This is a genomic window from Duganella sp. 1411, from assembly GCF_017833525.1.
Lineage (GTDB): Bacteria > Pseudomonadota > Gammaproteobacteria > Burkholderiales > Burkholderiaceae_D > Rugamonas.
This window is the reverse complement of sequence record NZ_JAFICD010000003.1, coordinates 481,245-498,533: the sequence shown is the minus strand read 5'-3', so window position 1 is coordinate 498,533 and position 17,289 is coordinate 481,245. Positions and strand designations below refer to the sequence as shown.

14 protein-coding genes are annotated in these 17,289 nt (G+C 68.5%); 13 read left to right on the top strand and 1 reads right to left on the bottom strand.

Going from position 1 to position 17,289, the window contains the following annotated elements; translation table 11 throughout:
* Positions 1 to 68: 68 nt before the first annotated feature.
* The 5 genes from JOD97_RS19330 (at position 69) to JOD97_RS19310 (ending at position 8,830) form a co-directional block, all read left to right on the top strand.
* A complete protein-coding gene (locus tag JOD97_RS19330) occupies positions 69 to 2,414 on the top strand; it encodes a catecholate siderophore receptor Fiu (RefSeq protein WP_209721759.1) in 2,346 nt (781 codons plus the stop codon).
* A gap of 91 nt (positions 2,415 to 2,505) precedes the next feature.
* Entirely contained in the window at positions 2,506 to 3,186 is a 681-nt protein-coding gene (locus JOD97_RS19325; protein WP_209721744.1) for a Fe2+-dependent dioxygenase, read from the top strand.
* A 206-nt stretch (positions 3,187 to 3,392) separates the two neighbouring features.
* On the top strand, positions 3,393 to 5,783 hold the full coding sequence (locus JOD97_RS19320; protein ID WP_209721741.1) for a PEP-CTERM sorting domain-containing protein: 2,391 nt from the start codon (positions 3,393 to 3,395) through the stop codon (positions 5,781 to 5,783).
* Between the two features lie 79 nt (positions 5,784 to 5,862).
* Complete coding sequence (locus JOD97_RS19315) at positions 5,863 to 6,441, top strand: hemerythrin domain-containing protein (protein WP_209721738.1); 579 nt, start codon at positions 5,863 to 5,865, stop codon at positions 6,439 to 6,441.
* 481 nt (positions 6,442 to 6,922) lie between these two features.
* Positions 6,923 to 8,830 carry a methyl-accepting chemotaxis protein gene (locus tag JOD97_RS19310; protein ID WP_209721735.1) on the top strand — a complete coding sequence of 636 codons (1,908 nt, stop codon included), beginning with the start codon at positions 6,923 to 6,925 and terminating at the stop codon, positions 8,828 to 8,830.
* Between the two features lie 104 nt (positions 8,831 to 8,934).
* Here the strand turns inward: JOD97_RS19310 and JOD97_RS19305 are convergent, their stop codons facing one another.
* Complete coding sequence (locus tag JOD97_RS19305; protein ID WP_209721732.1) at positions 8,935 to 9,639, bottom strand: glutathione binding-like protein; 705 nt, start codon at positions 9,637 to 9,639, stop codon at positions 8,935 to 8,937.
* A gap of 207 nt (positions 9,640 to 9,846) precedes the next feature.
* Here JOD97_RS19305 and JOD97_RS19300 point away from each other — a divergent pair, with 207 nt between their 5' ends.
* From JOD97_RS19300 to JOD97_RS19265, 8 genes are all read left to right on the top strand, one after another.
* A complete protein-coding gene (locus JOD97_RS19300; protein ID WP_209721729.1) occupies positions 9,847 to 10,161 on the top strand; it encodes a hypothetical protein in 315 nt (104 codons plus the stop codon).
* Positions 10,161 to 11,516, top strand: a complete 1,356-nt coding sequence (locus JOD97_RS19295; RefSeq protein WP_209721726.1) for a GGDEF domain-containing protein — start codon at positions 10,161 to 10,163, stop codon at positions 11,514 to 11,516. Before JOD97_RS19300 ends, JOD97_RS19295 begins: the two co-directional genes overlap by 1 nt.
* Before the next feature lie 119 nt (positions 11,517 to 11,635).
* Positions 11,636 to 13,381, top strand: a complete 1,746-nt coding sequence (locus JOD97_RS19290; protein WP_209721723.1) for a cation:proton antiporter — start codon at positions 11,636 to 11,638, stop codon at positions 13,379 to 13,381.
* Positions 13,382 to 13,452: 71 nt separating this feature from the next.
* Complete coding sequence (locus JOD97_RS19285) at positions 13,453 to 14,742, top strand: MFS transporter (RefSeq protein WP_209721720.1); 1,290 nt, start codon at positions 13,453 to 13,455, stop codon at positions 14,740 to 14,742.
* 67 nt (positions 14,743 to 14,809) lie between these two features.
* On the top strand, positions 14,810 to 15,034 hold the full coding sequence (locus JOD97_RS19280) for a ParD-like family protein (RefSeq protein ID WP_209721715.1): 225 nt from the start codon (positions 14,810 to 14,812) through the stop codon (positions 15,032 to 15,034).
* Positions 15,031 to 15,798, top strand: coding sequence for a type I methionyl aminopeptidase (gene map / locus JOD97_RS19275; RefSeq protein ID WP_209721712.1), 768 nt, complete (start codon positions 15,031 to 15,033; stop codon positions 15,796 to 15,798). The genes JOD97_RS19280 and map overlap by 4 nt, the downstream gene beginning before the upstream one ends.
* Positions 15,799 to 15,815: 17 nt before the next feature.
* Positions 15,816 to 16,424 (top strand): trans-aconitate 2-methyltransferase, encoded by a 609-nt coding sequence (locus JOD97_RS19270; protein WP_229264565.1) that lies wholly within the window; start codon positions 15,816 to 15,818, stop codon positions 16,422 to 16,424.
* Between the two features lie 407 nt (positions 16,425 to 16,831).
* Positions 16,832 to 17,278, top strand: a complete 447-nt coding sequence (locus tag JOD97_RS19265; protein WP_209721709.1) for an STY0301 family protein — start codon at positions 16,832 to 16,834, stop codon at positions 17,276 to 17,278.
* The last annotated feature ends 11 nt before the right edge of the window (positions 17,279 to 17,289 follow it).

The window sequence follows — 17,289 nt, the reverse complement described above, 5'->3', positions numbered from 1 at the left end:
CGGCAGCCAGACGCGTCTCGACGCGGGCCGCAGCGCCGCCGCCCTTCGATTTGGATGAAAGAATAGCAATGATCAAGAGTCGCAAACACGCGCAGTCGCGTTTCAACCAACACATGAGCGCGGCGCTGGCCGTGATGCTGCTGCCGGTGGCCGCCCACGCGGCCGACGCCGCCGACCCGGTGGTGGTCGCCGGCGCGCCACAAACCATGGCCGAGGTCAAGGTGCAGGGCACCCTCGAGGGCATCAAGGCCGACAAGGCCTCGTCCGTCAAGTACACCGAGAAGCTGGTCGACACCGCCCAGACCATCACCGTCATCAAGAAGGAACTGATCGAGCAGCAGGGCGCCGTCACCCTGACCGAGGCGCTGCGCAACACCCCCGGCGTGGGCGCCTTCTTCCTGGGCGAGAACGGCAGCACCAACACCGGCGACGCCATCTTCATGCGCGGCTTCGACGCCTCCGGCAGCATCTACGTCGACGGCGTGCGCGACGTCGGCTCGATCTCGCGCGACACCTTCAACATCGAACAGATCGACGTGCTCAAGGGCCCGGCCGGCACCGACAACGGCCGCAGCTCGCCGACCGGTTCGATCAACCTGGTCAGCAAGCAGCCGTTGCAGGAAAACGCCTACCTGGGCTCGGTCACCGTCGGCAGCGGCAAGCAAAAGCGCGCCACGGCCGACCTCAACCAGGTGCTCGACGCCGACAGCGGCACCGCCCTGCGCGTCAACCTGCTCGACCAGGACAGCGGCAACCCGGCGCGCGACGTCGTCAAGAACAAGCGCTGGGCGGTGGCGCCGTCGGTGGCGTTCGGCCTGAACGGCCCGACCCGCGTCTACCTGAACTACCTGCACGTCAAGCAAAACAATATTCCGGACGGCGGCGTGCTGACCATCGGCATGCCCGGCTACAGCGCGCCGGTGCCGACCACCGGCACCCCGGCCGTCATCGCCGCCGAGCGCGCCCGCCTGGCGCCGCTCAACAACGCGCCGCGGGTCGATTCGAGCAACTTCTACGGCTCCACCTACGACCACGACGACGTCACCGCCGACATGGCCACCGTGCGCATCGAGCACGACTTCGCCAACGGCATCAAGCTGCAAAACACCACCCGCTTCGGCAAGACCGACCAGGATTATCTGCTGACCTCGTTCATGGCCACCGCCGCCAACCTGGTGCTGCCGAGCAGCGACCCGAACAGCTGGCAGATGCGCCGCACCAACCTGACGTTCCGCGACGCCAGCAACAAGATCTTCACCAACCAGACCACCGCCACCGGCGAGTTCGCCACGGGCGCGCTCAAGCACACGGTGGTCGGCGGCCTCGAGGTCACCACCGAGAAGCAGACCACCTACACCTGGGCCGCCACCAACGGCACCGGCCTGCCGATCACCACCATCTACCATCCGGACCCGGCGCTGTGGTTCAACCTGACCTACGGCCGCAACGGCGCCGAAAGCCACGGCACCACCGACACCCAGAGCGCCTACGTGTTCGACACCATCAAGATTGGCGACAAGTGGATCCTGAACGGCGGCGTGCGCTTCGACCACTACACCACCGAGTACAACGCCGTCGCGCTGCAGGCGGCCGTGACGCCGCCGGCGGTGCAGCCGCTGCCGGTCGGCACCAAGATCCCGACCTCGCTCAAGAAGAGCGACAACCTGATCAACGGCAAGCTGTCGGCGCTGTACAAGATCACCCCGGAGAGCAGCGTCTACGGTCTGGTGGCGACGTCGAAATCGCCGCCGGGCGGCACCAACTTCTCGCTCAGCGCGGCCGCCAACAGCAGCGCCAACGTCAACTACGATCCGCAGGAGACCACCAACTACGAGCTGGGCGGCAAGTGGGACTTGCTCAAGCAGAAGCTGTCGCTGTCGGCCGCGCTGTACCGCACCGACGTCAAGAACGAGGTCGAGGTCGATCCGACCAACCCGGCGGTCTACTACCAGAACGGCAAGAAGCGCGTCCAGGGCATCGAGCTGGGCGTGACCGGCGAGATTACCCGCGGCTGGATCGTCAGCGCCGGCTACACCCGCATGTCGACCAAGGTCGAGCAGGGCAAGGTGGTGACCGCCAGCGGCGAGAACCAGCTGAGCTACACGCCGAAACAGGCGTTCACGTCGTGGACCGCGTACACCCTGCCGTTCGGCCTGCAGATCGGCGGCGGCCTGCGCTACTCCGGCAAGCTGCTGCGCGGCACCGACGGCGCCGTCGGCACGCCGGCCTATGTCGATTCGTACTGGGTGGCCGACGCCATGGCGTCGTACCCGATCAACAAGCACGTCGACCTGCGCCTGAACGTCTACAACCTGGCCGACAAGGAGTACGCCGCGGCGATCAACAAGTCGGGCTACCGCTACACGCCGGGCGCGCCGCGCTCGGCCAGCCTGACGGCCAACATCAAGTTCTAAACAGGACGGCGCCTTAGCCCGATCTGTCCGGCCCCGCCCCCACCGGCGGGGCTTTGTTTTTTCCAGACCACCCGTTGAAGGAGTTTCGATCATGATGTTGCACATCCCTGGCGTGTTGAGCCGCGAACAAGTGGCGGCCATGCGCGCCCGCCTGGACGCCTCGGACTGGGTCGACGGCCGCGCCACGGTCGGCGCCCAGGGCGCCCAGGTCAAGCAGAACCGGCAGTTGGCGGAGACCTCGCCGCTGGCGCTGGAACTGGGGCGCACCGTGCTCGAGGCGCTGGCCGGCAACGCCTTGTTCTTCGCCGCCGCGCTGCCGCTGCGCACCATTCCACCGATGTTCAACAGCTACGCCGGCGGCGAACACTACGGCGCGCACGTGGACGGCGCGCTGCGCCGCGTGGCGGGCTCGGGCCAGTGGGTGCGCACCGACGTCTCGTCGACCCTGTTCCTGAGCGATCCGGACGACTACGACGGCGGCGAGCTGATCGTCACCGACGCGTACGGCGAACACGAGGTCAAGCTGCCGGCAGGCGACCTGATCCTGTACCCGTCGACCAGCATCCACCGGGTCGAGCCGGTCACGCGCGGGGCCCGCGTGTGCTCGTTTTTCTGGACGCAAAGCATGGTGCGCGACGACATGCGGCGCGGCATGTTGCTCGAGCTGGACCAGAACATCCAGAGCCTGCGCGCGCGCCTGGGCGACTGCGCCGAACTGGTCGGCCTGACCGGCCATTACCACAACCTGTTGCGCCAGTGGAGCGAGGTGTAGGCGCGATGTGACCGGGCGGCTACACATTCGCAAGTTCGCAACGGTTCCGCCTCCGGCAATATAAAAAAGTCTAGCAATTTTGAACACACTGACTACACTTCCAGTTCACGGGTGGCCGGGCTAGCGCGGGCGCGCTGCGGCGCGGCCCCCCGCGATCGCGTTCATCTCGTCGATCTCGTCGATCTCGTCTATTCACGGAGGACTTCATGGTCAGTGTTCAAGGCACCCGCTCACAATCCCATTCCCGTTACAGCCGCCTGCGCACCGGGCTGCGCCTGATACCGCTGCTGTGCGCGGCGTGGGCCGGCAACGCGGCGGCCATCGACCTGATCTACCAGGGGCCGCCGGGCGGCAGCGGCCTGGCCGGCGCCGTGCCCGGCGCGGCCGGCGGCAACGGCCTGACGGCGCCACCGGCCCAGCAAACGGCGTTCAGCGTCGACTTCACCAACTCGCTGACCGTCACCGGCGGCCGCGGCGGCGACGGCGGCAACGGCGCGGCCGGCAACGCCAGCGTGATGGGCGGCAACGCCGGCCTCGGCGGCGACGGCGCCGCCACCCTGGCCGACATGTCGACCACCTTGTCGGCCGGCCCGGCCGTGCTGACCGTGGTCGGCACCGGCGGCCGGGGCGGCAACGCCGGCCTGCCGGGCGCGGGCGCCGGGGCCGGCGCTCCGCCCGGCGGCCTGGGCGCCGTCGGCGGCAAGGGCGGCGCCGCCGTCGCCAACGCCACCGTGAGCACGGCCGGCAGCGCCGGCGTGCAGGCGGCGGCCACGGCCACCGGCGGCGAGGGCGGCCTGGGCAGCGCCGGCTTCGCCAGCGGCGACGGCGGCGCCGCCACCAGCAACACCCGTGCCGGCGGCAGCGGCAGCGCGCCGATGCTGCTGGCGTCCAGCGCGACCGGCGGCGCGGGCGGGGCCGCCACGTACGAAGGCGCGCACGCCGGCGCCGGCGGCGCGGCCAGCGCCACCAACGGCTTGAGCGGGACCGGCTCGGGCGTGCTCGACCTGACCATGGTGACCACCGCCACCGGCGGGCGCGGCGGCGACGCCAACCTCGACTTCACGGCCGTTCCCCACGGCTACGGCGGCGACGGCGGCGCGGCCTCGGTCAGCCACAGCGCGGCCTATGCCGGCGACTTCCTGAACCTGTCGCAGACGGCCACCGGCGGCGCCGGCGGCGGCACCAGCTTCGGCTTGGGCGGCCGCGGCGGCGACGCCGCGTCGACGATCTCGCTGTCGTCCGGCACCGCGTGGCTGGTCGACGTCGCCGGCAGCGCCATCGGCGGCCAGGGCGGCTCCAGCGCGGGCAATCCGTTCGATCCCGGCACCGAGGCGGGCACGCCCGGCAGCGGCGGCAACGCCAACAGCCAGCTGTGGCTGAGCGCGTCGCCGGGCAGCTGGAACGCCCAGATCACCGGCACCAGCACGGCCATCGCCGGCAAGCCCGGCGACGGGCTGTTCGCGCAATCTGGCGGCACGGCCGACGCCGTGTCCACCGTCTACGGCGGCGGCCGGGTCACCAGCGTGGCCGACGCCACCGGCCAATACGGCGCCGGGGGCGGCGGCTATGGCAACGCCCAGGCCATCGCCGGCTCCAACTACATCGCCGTCGCCCGCGCCAACGCGGCCGGCGGCGGCGCCTTCTACACCTCCGGCGCCGGCGCCAGCGCCACCGCCGTGGCCAGCGCCAGCTACTACGCCAGCGCCGACGCGGTGGCCAACTCCGGCAGCGGCCGGGTGGGGGCGATGGAAGCGGCCTGGGCGAGCGCGCAGGCGATCGTGACGCGCATCGCCGGCGACCCCTCGCCGGCGGTCCCCGGCCAGCCGTCCGAGGCGCGCGCGCACGCGTTGGCCAGCGCCATGGGCAGCACGGTCGAGGCGCGCAGCACCTACACCGACTACGGCCGCGGCGCCGCCGTCACCACCCGCGCCGGCAACGGGCAGCCGACCGCGCTCTACATCCCCGAGGCGGGCACCGCCGCCAACGTCGGCGGCGCCGCCTACGCCCCGTGGGCGCCGCAGGACGAGGTCAGGTCGGCGGTCTACTCGTACGCCAGCGCCTTGCCCACGGCGGCCTCGGTGGCGCCGCTGATCGCCTCGTCGGCCGAGGTGGCGGCGGCGTTCGCCAACGCCGACACGCTGGCCGCCGGCACCATGGCGGCCGCGTTCTTCCCGATGACCGCGAGCGCCGAACTGAGCTTGCCGTTCGCCTCCGGCGAGCACCTGTTGCTGGGACTGGTGCGGCCGTTCTTCTCGCCCGGCTTCGACAGCGGCTTCAGCCTGTCTGTCGCCAACGGCGGCGTCTCGCTGTACTCGGGCAGCTTCACCACGCTGGCCGAGGCGGCGGCCGTGTTCAACGGCCATGTGCTCGACCTGGGCGTCATCAACGCCAACACGCTCAACCTGCTGCTGACCTTCACGCTCGACAGCGGCATCTACGGCTTCAGCTATCTGGTCGGCCAGGGCGGCGCGCCGACGGCGGTGCCGGAGCCGGGCAGCTGGATGTTGCTGATGCTGGGCCTGGCGCTGCTGGCGTGGCGCGCCGGCGCGTTCAAGGGCGCGCGCCTCGGCCCGGCGCGCCGCCTGGGCGGTGTTTGAGCGCGTTTGATCTAGCACAAGCCTCGAAGGGCGGGACGGCGAAGACTATAACGACGTCAGTTCTTCGAGGAGCGTAGCGATGTTTAAACTTAGCAAACTCAGTCCGTCCATCACCGACATGATCCGCCTGGATCACACCCACGTCATGCTGTCCTTCCACCAGTACACCGCCGACGCCAAGCCGCGCGTCAAGAAGGCGTTGACGGAAACCATCTGCACCGCGCTGGAGATCCACGCCGCGCTGGAGGAGGAATGCTTTTATCCGGTCATGCGCGAGCTCGACAGCGCCGACAGCGTGATCCAGAAAAGCGTACCGGAGCACAACGAGATGCGCCAGCTGATCGCCGCGCTGCGCGCCGACAAGACCACCGGCGCCGAGCACGACCGCGTGCTGCTGGAACTGATGCAGAAAGTCATACACCACGTGGCCGACGAGGAAACCGTGCTGCTGCCGCGCGCCGAACGCCTGCTCGACAAGGACCGCCTGAGCGAGCTGGGCGCGCAAATGACGCGGCGCCGTCTGCAGCTGGCCGCGCCGAAGGCCGGCACCCTCGTCGCCAGCAGCGTGATCGGCTTTTCCGGCAGCACCACGGCGCTGGTGCTGGCGGCGGCCGGCGGCCTGCTGGCGGGCCGCTATCTGTCGTCCAGGACAAGCTGACGCCGCGCATCCGCGGCGCGGCGCCACGTACAAAAAACCACGTTCGCCGCGCGCGCGGCTTACATGCCGCAAGTGACCCGCCGCCCCGCATACGCCCTTATGCCACAAGGGCGTATGCGAAACGCCCCGCGCCCGCCGCCGCCCGGCGGCAAGCTTGCCGCGCGCCCGCCACGCACCAGTCCGGAAAATACTTGCCACGCGTAACGCGAACGTGACATGATAAATATCAGACTTTGATTTAGTTGTAGCGCATTTCAAAAGGGAATGTGGTCGCTATGGTGTTGGATTTGTCCTCACGCCCGCAACGGGCCTGGCACGAGATGGCTTGCAACTCCCAAGCCCGATCCGACGACGAGCCGAAACGCCGCTTGTATATCGCTAGCCTCCACGGCGCTTCCCCGCTGACGCATTTTCGCTTGTCCACGAACCATCGCCCGCGCGCCGTGCGCGCGGCGGCGATGCATCCGCTTTAGGAGAAATTATGTTTGCAAACATGAAGGTGGCGGTCCGGCTCGCGCTGGGATTCGGCGCGGTGGTGCTGTTGTTGCTGGTGCTGTCGCTGGTCAGCATGCAGCGCATGGCGGCCATGGACGAGGACAGGGACCTGATCATGGAGGACCGCTATCCGAAGGTGCTGCTGGCCAACGAGGCGGCCATGCGCACGCTCGACAACGGCCGCCAGATGCGCAGCATGCTGCTGGCCAGCAGCGACGAGGAGCGCGAGAAATACCGCGCCATCGCGGAGGGCAACCGGGTCAAGGTGGGCGAGGCGCTGGCCAAGCTCGACAAGCTGTTGACCCTGCCCAAGGCGCGCGTGATGTTCAAGGAAATCACCGACAAGAACAGCCAGCTCAATCCCGCGTACAACGAGATGTACGAGCTGATGAAGAGCGATCCCAAGAAAGCGGTGGTCTATCTGAAGGAGCAGTTCGCCGTCGTCAATAGCGGCTACCTGGCGTCGCTCGAGGCGCTGGTCAAGTTCCAGAACGAGCTGATGGACCAGGAGCGTGTCACCGCCAACGCCAACTACGAGACCACGCGCACCACGATCGTCACGCTGTCGGTGGCGGCGGTGCTGGCGGCGGTGGTACTGGCGTGGCTGATCACCGCCAGCCTGGTCAAGACCCTCGGCGGCGAGCCGAGCTACGCGGCCGAGGTGATGCGGCGCATTTCCGACGGCGACCTCAGCGGCGAGGTGCAGACCAAGCCGGGCGACCGCGGCAGCCTGCTGCTCAACGTCAAGCAGATGGTGGGCAAACTGAAGCAAGTGATCGACGGCCAGCGCTCGGTGGTGGAGGCGGCCAACCGCGGCAACTTCGCCGCGCGCATCGACCTCAACGGCCTGCAGGGCTTCCAGCGCGAGATGGGCGAGGGCTTGAACCAGCTGGCCACCACCACCGGCGCCAGCATCGACGACGTGGTGCGGGTCATGGGCGCGATGTCGGAAGGCGACCTGACGCAGACCATCGACAAGCCGTACGAGGGCGCGTTCGGCGAGCTGAAAAAATATGCCAACAACACCGTCGCCAAGCTGGCGCAGGTGGTGGCCGAGGTCAACGCCAACGCCGAGGGGCTGGCGGCCGCCTCCGAGGAGGTCAGCGCGACGGCCAACTCGCTGGCGCAGGCGGCCAGCGAGCAGGCCGCCGGCGTCGAGGAGACCTCGGCGTCGGTCGAGCAGATGACGGCGTCGGTGGCGCAAAACACCGACAACGCCAAGGTCACCGACGCCATGGCCAGCCGCGCGGCGAGCGAGGCCACCGAGGGCGGCGAGGCGGTGCGCTCGACGGTGTCGGCGATGAAGCAGATCGCCGCCAAGGTGCTGATCATCGACGACATCGCCTACCAGACCAACCTGCTGGCGCTGAACGCGGCCATCGAGGCGGCGCGCGCGGGCGAGCACGGCAAGGGCTTCGCCGTGGTCGCGGCCGAGGTGCGCAAGCTGGCCGAGCGCAGCCAGATCGCCGCGCAGGAGATCGGCGAGGTCGCCACCAGCAGCGTCAGCCTGGCCGAGCAGGCCGGCCAGATGCTGGGCGCGATGGTGCCCAACATCAAAAAGACGTCCGAGCTGGTGCAGGAGATCACGGCGGCGTCGGAGGAGCAGTCGTCGGGGCTGGCGCAGATCAACGGCGCCATCGCCCAGCTGAGCCAGACCACGCAGCAAAACGCGGCCGGCTCGGAGGAGCTGGCGTCGACGGCCGAGCAGATGAGCAGCCAGGCCGAGGAGCTGCAGCAGGCGATGAGCTTCTTCAAGATCAGCCATGGCGGCGGCACCGCCAGGAGCGTTGCGCCACGCCAGCAACCGCGGACCACCGCGCGCAGCACGCTGACGGCGCGCCACGTCGACCTGGCCGGCGTGGCGCCGGACGAATCGAAGTTCGTCAAGTATTAAACGGACGCCGCGCCACGGAACCAAGGAACCACGGAGCCACGTAGGGCGGATTAGCGCAGCGTAATCCGCCATCGGCGAGCCGCCGACGGCGCATCGCTGGCCGACTAGGCCCGCTTCGGTATCTCCAGCCCCCTGGCCACGGCCGGCCGGGCGACGAACGCCTCCAGCGCGCGCGTCACGTGCGGGAAGTCGGCGATGCCCACCAGCTCGCCGGCGCCATAAAAGCCGACCAGGTTGCGCACCCACGGGAAGATGGCGATGTCGGCGATCGTGTACTCGTCGCCGACCACCCAGCGGCGCGTCGCCAGCTGCTCGTTGAGCACGCCCAGCAGGCGCTTGGCCTCGGCCACGTAGCGGTCGCGCGGACGCTTGTCCTCGTAGTCCTTGCCGGCGAACTTGTGGAAGAACCCGACCTGGCCGAACATCGGACCGATGCCGCCCATCTGGAACATCAGCCACTGCAGCGCCTCGTAGCGCCCGGCGGTGTCGGCCGGCAGCAAGCGGCCGCTCTTGGCCGCCAGATAGATCAGGATCGCGCCCGATTCGAACAGCGCCAGCGGCTTGCCGTCCGGCCCGTCCGGGTCGAGGATGGCGGGGATCTTGTTGTTCGGATTGAGCGACAGGAATTCCGGCGACAGCTGGTCGCCGGTGTCGAAATTGACCAGGTGCGGCTCGTACGGCAGCCCGGTTTCCTCCAGCATGATCGAAACCTTGACGCCGTTCGGGGTTGGCAGCGAATATAGCTGGATACGGTCGGGGTGGCGCGCCGGCCATTTTTTGGTGATGGGGAAGGTGGAGAGATCGTTCATGTGTGCCTTTCAACTATGCGTCCCACAAAATACCAGAAATCATGAATCCAGGTCCGACGCCGGCCGCATCGATGGCGCCCGGCGCGGGCGCGCACGCCGGGCGCGGCGCCATCAGCGGTGCGTCGCCGCCCTCCCGCTTCTGCTAAGGTTTCAGTCTGGCCGCGGCACCTGGCGCCGCGCTTTCCCGTTCGATGAGGAGGAGACAACATGGAGCGATTCCTGATCGTCTATCGCGGCGCTCCCGGCGGCACGTCGGCGGCCGCGCAGCACGACGGCGGACGCTGGTCGGCCTGGTTCGACGCGCTCGGCGCCGCGCTCATCGACCGTGGCGGCGTCACCCACAACAGCGTCGAGGTCAGCAGCCGGCTGCTCGGCCCCAAGCTGTCCGGCAGTTCGCTGGCCGGTTACTCGCTGGTGGCGGCCACCGATTTCAACGACGCCGTCCGGCTGGCCGAGGAGTGCCCGATTTTCGACGAACACGGGTGGGTGGAAATCGCGCGGCTGACGGGCGCGCCGCCCTGATGCGCCCCGACCCCGCGCCACACGTTCCCGCCTTCATGCGTTATGTCACCGGCGCGCTGTTGGCCGCGACCATCGGCTTGCTGACGTGGCATCACTACGGGATGGAAAGGGTCATCGAACTGTCCGACCGTAAAAAGACCCCGCTGGAAGTGTCGGACGACCGCGGCAGCGGCGGCGGCAGCGTCGCCACGCTCGAACGCGGCGGCGGCGTGTTGCGCATGCGCTGCCAGCTGACGCACAAGATCGATTGGCCCCACTGCAAATACATGTTTTTCGTCGGCCAGGGCACCAAGGGCCTGGACCTGTCGGAGTTCGACTCGGTCAGCATCGACGCGCGCTACAGCGGCCCGGGGCGCCACGCGCTGCGCGTCATGTTGTTGAACTTCGAACCGAACTTCTCGACCTTGGACGACTGGATGTCGCTCAAAGTGAACGAACTCGAATTCACGGTGCCGACGCAGGGCGTGACGCAAATTCCGCTGAACGTGTTCCACACGGCCACCTGGTGGGTCGATTGGAAGAAAGTGCCGCTCGAGGAGTCCGGCATGCGCATCGACAACGTCACGCGCGTCGAACTGCACACCGGCGCCACCGGCGACGCCGGCGAACACGTCGTCGAGTTGCGCGCGCTGCGCTTCCACGGCAAATGGATCAGCCAGGGCCGGCTCTACATGCTGCTGATGGGCGCGTGGATACTGTGCGCGGCCGGCTGGCCGCTGATGGCGTCGCTGCAGCTGCGCCGCCAGCTGCGCCACAGCAGCAAGCGCTTGAGCTTGCTTAGCGAGGTCAACCGCGCGCTGCAGCTGGAGGCGCGCGAGCTGGTCGAGCAGGTCAACACCGACCCGCTGACGGGCGCGCTGAACCGCCAGGGGCTGCGCGCCGCGCTGATGAGCACGCCCGCCATCCTGGCCGCGCCGATGTCGGTGGTGTTCGCCGACATCGACCACTTCAAGCACATCAACGACGAGCACGGCCACGACGCCGGCGACGCCGTGCTGCGCCAGTTCGCCGCCGTGATCACGGCCGGCATCCGCTCCAGCGACAAGCTGGTGCGGTGGGGCGGCGAGGAGTTCCTGATCATTTGCTCGGGCACCGGCGCCGAGCAGGCGCGCGTGCTGGCGGAGAAATTGCGCGTCGGCCTGAAGAACACGCGCTGGTCCACCGGGCACGGCATCACCGCCTCGTTCGGCGTGGCCGAGCTCACGCCGAACGACGACATCGGCGACGCCATCAAGCGCGCCGACGAGGCGCTGTACGTGGCCAAGGACAGCGGCCGCGACCGGGTGGTGGTCGACCTGCCGGCGGTCGACCTGCTGACCGACGGCAAAGCCGGCAAGGCGGCCGAGCCGCGCTAGCGGACAGTAGGGAAAGAAACCGGAACGGTCCGGCACGGGAACCCGGCGTGGCCGCTATCGCTTGCGCCAACGCAGGCCAGCCCCTACACTCGACCCAACTCCATGACCCCGCCGCCCCCATGCCAGCATCCCACCTCCGTGAAACCCTGTTGTTCCTGGCGCTGGCCGGCATCCTGGTGCCGGCGCTGCAGCGGCTGCGCGTCAACCAGATGCTGGGATTCCTGGTGGTCGGCATCTTTTTCGGTCCCCACGGCATCGGCGACTGGGCCGGCGGCGTGCCGTGGCTGGCGCTGGTGACGTTCCAGGACGTCGAGCGCATCAAATCGCTGGCCGAGCTGGGCATCGTGTTCCTGATGTTCATGATCGGGCTGGAGCTGTCGCCGACGCGGCTGTGGGCGTTGCGGCGCGACGTGTTCGGCACCGGCGCGGCCCAGGTCGGCATCACCGCCGGCGCGATCGGCCTGATCGCCTTCCTGTTCGGCAACCCGCCGGCCGCCGCCATGGCGGTCGGACTGACGCTGGCGATGTCCAGCACCGCCGTCGCGGTCGAGCTGATGAACAAGCAGCACACCTTGAAAACCGCGCTGGGCCAGAAGTGCTTCGCCATCCTGATGCTGCAGGACCTGGCCGTGGTGCCGGCGCTGATCCTGGTCGAAGGCCTGGCCGGCGGCGCGGGGCAGGCGCTGGGGTGGGCATTGGCGATTGCCGTCGCCAAGGCGGCCGCCACCATCACGCTGCTGTACGTGATCGGACGGCGCGTCGCCAGGCCCTTGCTGGCGTCGCCCGCCGTCCAGCGCCAGCCGGAGGTGTTCGTCGCGCTGATCCTGTTGCTGGCGCTGGGCATCGCCGCCCTGACGGCGGCCAGCGGCTTGTCGCTGGCGCTGGGGGCGTTGCTGGCCGGCCTGCTGCTGGCCGACACCGAGTTCCAGTACGAGGTGGAGATCATCGTCGAGCCGTTCAAAGGGCTGCTGATGGGGCTGTTCTTCATGGCGGTGGGGATGCAGGTCGACCTGCGGCTGGCGGCCCAGTTCCCGCTGCTGCTGCCGGCGTCGGTGCTGGGGCTGCTCGTGGTGAAGGCGCTGGTGGTGACGGTGTTGCTGGCGCGGCTGGGATGGGCGCCCGCGCTGCAGGCCGGGCTGCTGCTGGGCCACGGCGGCGAGTTCGCCTTCATCATCCTCGCCTACGCCGTCAGCACGCGGCTGCTGACGCCGGAGGCCAGCCAATTCCTGCTGCTGGTGGTCAGCCTGAGCATGCTGCTGGCGCCGGCCGCCGCCGCGGCGGGCGCGGCGCTGGCCAAGCGCGCGGCGGCCGGCGCCGACGCCGCCCAAGCGCCCGGCCAGCCGCGCGCCGCCAGCCGGCTGGGCGGGCACGTCATCATCGGCGGCTTCGGCCGGGTGGGACGGTTGATCGCCGACGTGCTCGACAAACAGGGCATCGCCTACGTCGCGGTCGAGCGCGACCGCCATCTGGTCGAGCGCGCCAGAAGCCAGCGCCACGGCGACCGCGTCTTCTCGGGCGACGCCTCGTTGCCCGAGCTGTTGCGCCGGCTGGGCGTCAACGACGCCGTCTGCGTGGTGCTGACCATGGACGATCCGCGCGCGGCGCTGCACGCGGTCGGCGCGCTGCGCCGGCACTATCCGCAACTGTGCCTGGTGGCCCGGGCGCGCGACGAAAAACACGCGCTGGCGCTGAAGAAGGCCGGCGCCACCGAGGTGGTGTCGGAGGCGGTCGAGTCGGGCTTGCAACTGGCCGGTTTCGCGCTGGGCGCGGCCGGCATGACCTTGGGCGCGGCCGGCTTCCACACCGCCCAGGAGCGCGCCGACCGGCTGGCCCGGATCGACGACGGGCCGGCCGGCGCGGCGTGAACTATACTCGCCGTCTTTTCCCGGTTGTTCCGGGTGGATAACCCCGCGCAGCCCGCATTTGAAAAGCCGACATGCTCAAAATCTCCGGTAACGACACCCCCGCCCGCATCCGCCGCAGCCAAACCCTGGCGCTGGTGCTGCTGGTGGTGTGCGGCGTCATCAACTACCTCGACCGCGCCACCCTGGCGGTGGCCAACGAATACATCCGCGCCGACCTCGGCCTCTCGCTCGGCCAGATGGGCCTGCTGCTGTCGGCGTTCTCGTGGAGCTACGCGCTGTGCCAGCTGCCGGTGGGCGCGCTGGTCGACAAGGTGGGGCCGCGCTGGCTGCTCGGCGGCGGCCTGGTGCTGTGGTCGCTGGCGCAGGCGGCCGGCGGCCTGGCCTCCACCTTCGGCTGGTTCGTGCTGGCGCGCATCGCGCTCGGCATCGGCGAGGCGCCGCAGTTCCCGGCGGCGGCGCGGGTGGTCAGCAACTGGTTCCCGCCCCGTTCGCGCGGCGCGCCGACCGGCGTCTACAATTCGGCCTCGCCGCTGGGCGTGGCGCTCGCGCCGCTGTGCCTGACGCCGCTGATCGCCGCCACCAGCTGGCACTGGGCCTTCTTCGCCACCGGCGCGCTGGGCCTGGTGGCGGCGCTGGTGTGGGTGGCGCTGTACCGCGATCCGGTCGCGGCAAGCATGAACGCCGCCGAGCGCGCCTATCTGGATGGCGGCGGCGCCGGCGCCGGCGCGGCCACGACCAGCTTTGCCGCCTGGTGCGCGCTGTTCCGCCACCGCACCACCTGGGGCATGATGCTCGGCTTCTTCGGCTCGGTCTACCTGAACTGGGTGTACCTGACGTGGCTGCCGGGTTATTTGCGCACCGAACGGCATATGGACCTGGCGTACGCCGGCCTGGCGGCCTCGATCCCGTTTATTTGCGGCTTCGCCGGCGCCTTGCTGGCCGGCTGGGCGTCGGACCGCGTCGCCCGCCGCGCCGCCTCGCCGGTCTCGGGCCGGCGCAACGCGGTGGTGGTGGCCACGCTGGGCATGGTGGCGTTCACGATACCGGCCGCGCTGGCCGACAGCAACGTCGTCGCCGTCGCCTGCATCTCGATCGTCATCTTCCTGGCCAACGCCTCGTCGGCCAGCGCGTGGTCGCTGGCGACGGTGGCGGCGCCGCCCAGCCGCATCGCCTCGCTCGGCGCGATCCAGAACTTCGGCGGCTTTCTGGGCGGCGCGCTGGCGCCCGTGCTGACCGGCTACATCGCGCAAACGTGGTCGTTCGTGCCGGCGCTGCTGACCGGCGCCGCCATCGCCTTCGCCGGCGCCATGTCGTACCACTTTTTGGTGGTGCGGACTATCCCCGAGGATCACGCGGCCTGAAAAAGCGATTGCGCGGCGCCGCCGGATGAATATACAATCCATATACACTTCGTATATAGGATTAAATATGGGCATCGTCAACATCGACGACAATCTGCACGACCAGATCCGCAAAGCCAGCGGCGTCGGCTGCCGTTCGATCAACGCGCAGGCGGCGTTCTGGATCAAGATCGGCATGTTGTGCGAAATGAATCCGACACTGAGCTTCAACGAGATCGTCGCCGGGGAGCTGCGGGCGGCCGGGGTCGGCGTCGACCTCGACACGCAGACGTTCAGGAGCGCGCTGGGATGACCAAGCGGCCGGAGGAAATCGCCCTGATGGCGGAATCGGGCAAGTTGCTGGCCAGCGTGTTCGGCCACCTGGACCAATTCAGCCTGATCGGCATGTCGACCATGCAGGTCAACGACATGGTCGACAGCTTCATCGTCAACGAACTGAGCGCGCGTCCGGCCAGCAAGGGGCAGTACGGATTCGCCTATGCGCTCAATTCGTCCCGCAACAGCGTGGTGTGCCACGGCGTGCCGTCGGCCACGGATATCCTGCGCGACGGCGACATCGTCAACTTCGACATCACGCTGGAAAAGAACGGATTCATCGCCGATTCCAGCAAGACCTACTTCGTCGGCGAGGTGTCGCCGATGGCCAAACGGCTGGTGCAGGTGACCTATGAGGCCATGTGGAAGGGCATCAAGGCGGTCCGTCCGGGCGCCAGGCTGGGCGACGTCGGCCATGCGATCGAGCGCCACGCGCGGCGCCACGGCTACTCGGTGGTGCGCGAGTATTGCGGGCACGGGATCGGCCGGGAAATGCACGAACCGCCGCAGGTGCTGCATTGGGGCAAGCCGCAGACCGGACTGGTGTTACAGGAGGGCATGGTGTTCACCATCGAACCGATGCTCAACGAAGGCCGCCGCACCGTGCGGACCGAGGACGACGGTTGGACCGTCGTGACGACGGACGGCAAGCTGTCCGCGCAGTTCGAGCATACAGTGGCCGTGACGCGACACGGCGTGCAGGTGTTGACGTTGCGGCCCGAGGAACGCGCGCCGCACTAAAAGCAAAGGTGTTGCCATTGAATCCCGCCGCCGACGCCATTGTCGACCTCTACGAACGCCACGCCGCCACCTGGGTGGAGGCCCGCCTGCGTGAACGCGAACTATTCGAACGTGGATGGCTCGACCGCTTCACCGCAGACATCCCCAAAGGCGCGGCCGTGCTTGATCTTGGCTGTGGCGCGGGCGAACCGATCGCCAGGTATTTGAGCGTGCGCGGCCACGCGGTGACGGGCGTCGATTCATCCGCCGCGATGGTGGCCATGTTCAGGGCATGCCTGCCGCACCAACGGGCGCGGGTCGCCGACATGCGAACCTTACGCCTCGAACAGCGGTTTCAAGGCATCCTTGCCTGGGACAGTTTTTTCCACCTGAATCACAAAGACCAGCGCGGCATGTTCGCGGTTTTTCGGGCGCACGCCGCGCCGCGCGCGATGCTGATGTTCACCAGCGGGCCGGCGCATGGCGAGGCGATGGGAAGCCTCGAAGGAGAGCCCTTGTATCACGCCAGCCTCGATCCGGCGGAGTACCGGCAACTGCTGGAGAACGAAGGTTTCGCCGTCCTCGCCAACGTCGCCAACGACCAAAGCTGTCGCGGCCGCACGGTTTGGCTCGCCCAATTGCAGTAGGCCGGGGCGGGGCGCGCAGGCCGCATAAACTTTTCGCGCGGGATCCGCTCGCGCCGACGCTGCATTCACGCGACATCAGGCAAAAATTGCCTGTGTCCATATGGGTATATGGATATGGGTTGTCTCCGCTCAAAACCGCATCGCCGTGCCTGAACAACGATGGCGAGGCGCCACCATACGCCGTGGCGAAGGAGAAATCTATGCCATTCGTGTATCGTGAAGTAGAGCAGCTCTGGCACCAGCCCCTTGCCGGCTCGGGTAGCTGCGTCGATATGGAAGGGCGACAAGGGCCGTCCCTATATCGAACGCCGGCTGATCAGGATACCGCCCCCGCACAAGCAGCGTAAAGCGGACGGCACGTTTATGACCCCGAGCGACAACGCCCTCGCTTTTTATGTGATTGAGCGATGAACCGTCGTGGATTTCCTGTTGTGCTTGCGCTTGGGGCAAGCTGCTTGTTCGGCATGCCGCTTGCGAGCGGCGGCACCGAGCAGCGCTTCGACTGCCCGCTCTGGCTCACGCCGGACGCCTTCAAGGCCGATCGCCCGCCAGCAGGATGGACGGCCGTGATGCCGCAAGAATGGCGACTGGAAGGCGCCGGATTGCTGCATGGCGCACCGGACGAGTCCGGCTACCTCAAGCCATACGACGCGAAAATCTCGAAGAACGGCGATCGGGAAACCGGGGTCACGCGCTGGAAGCTCGACCTGCCGCACCCCTACGAGACTTGGCTGTACTGCGGCTACGGTCCGCTGCAGCTCTTCAAACGCATTCCGGTCGATGCTACCGAATGCACTGCAACGTCCAAGACCGAACGCGGCGCTTTTGTCGAAACCGTGTTCGTTTGCAAGTAGCCGGCATGGCT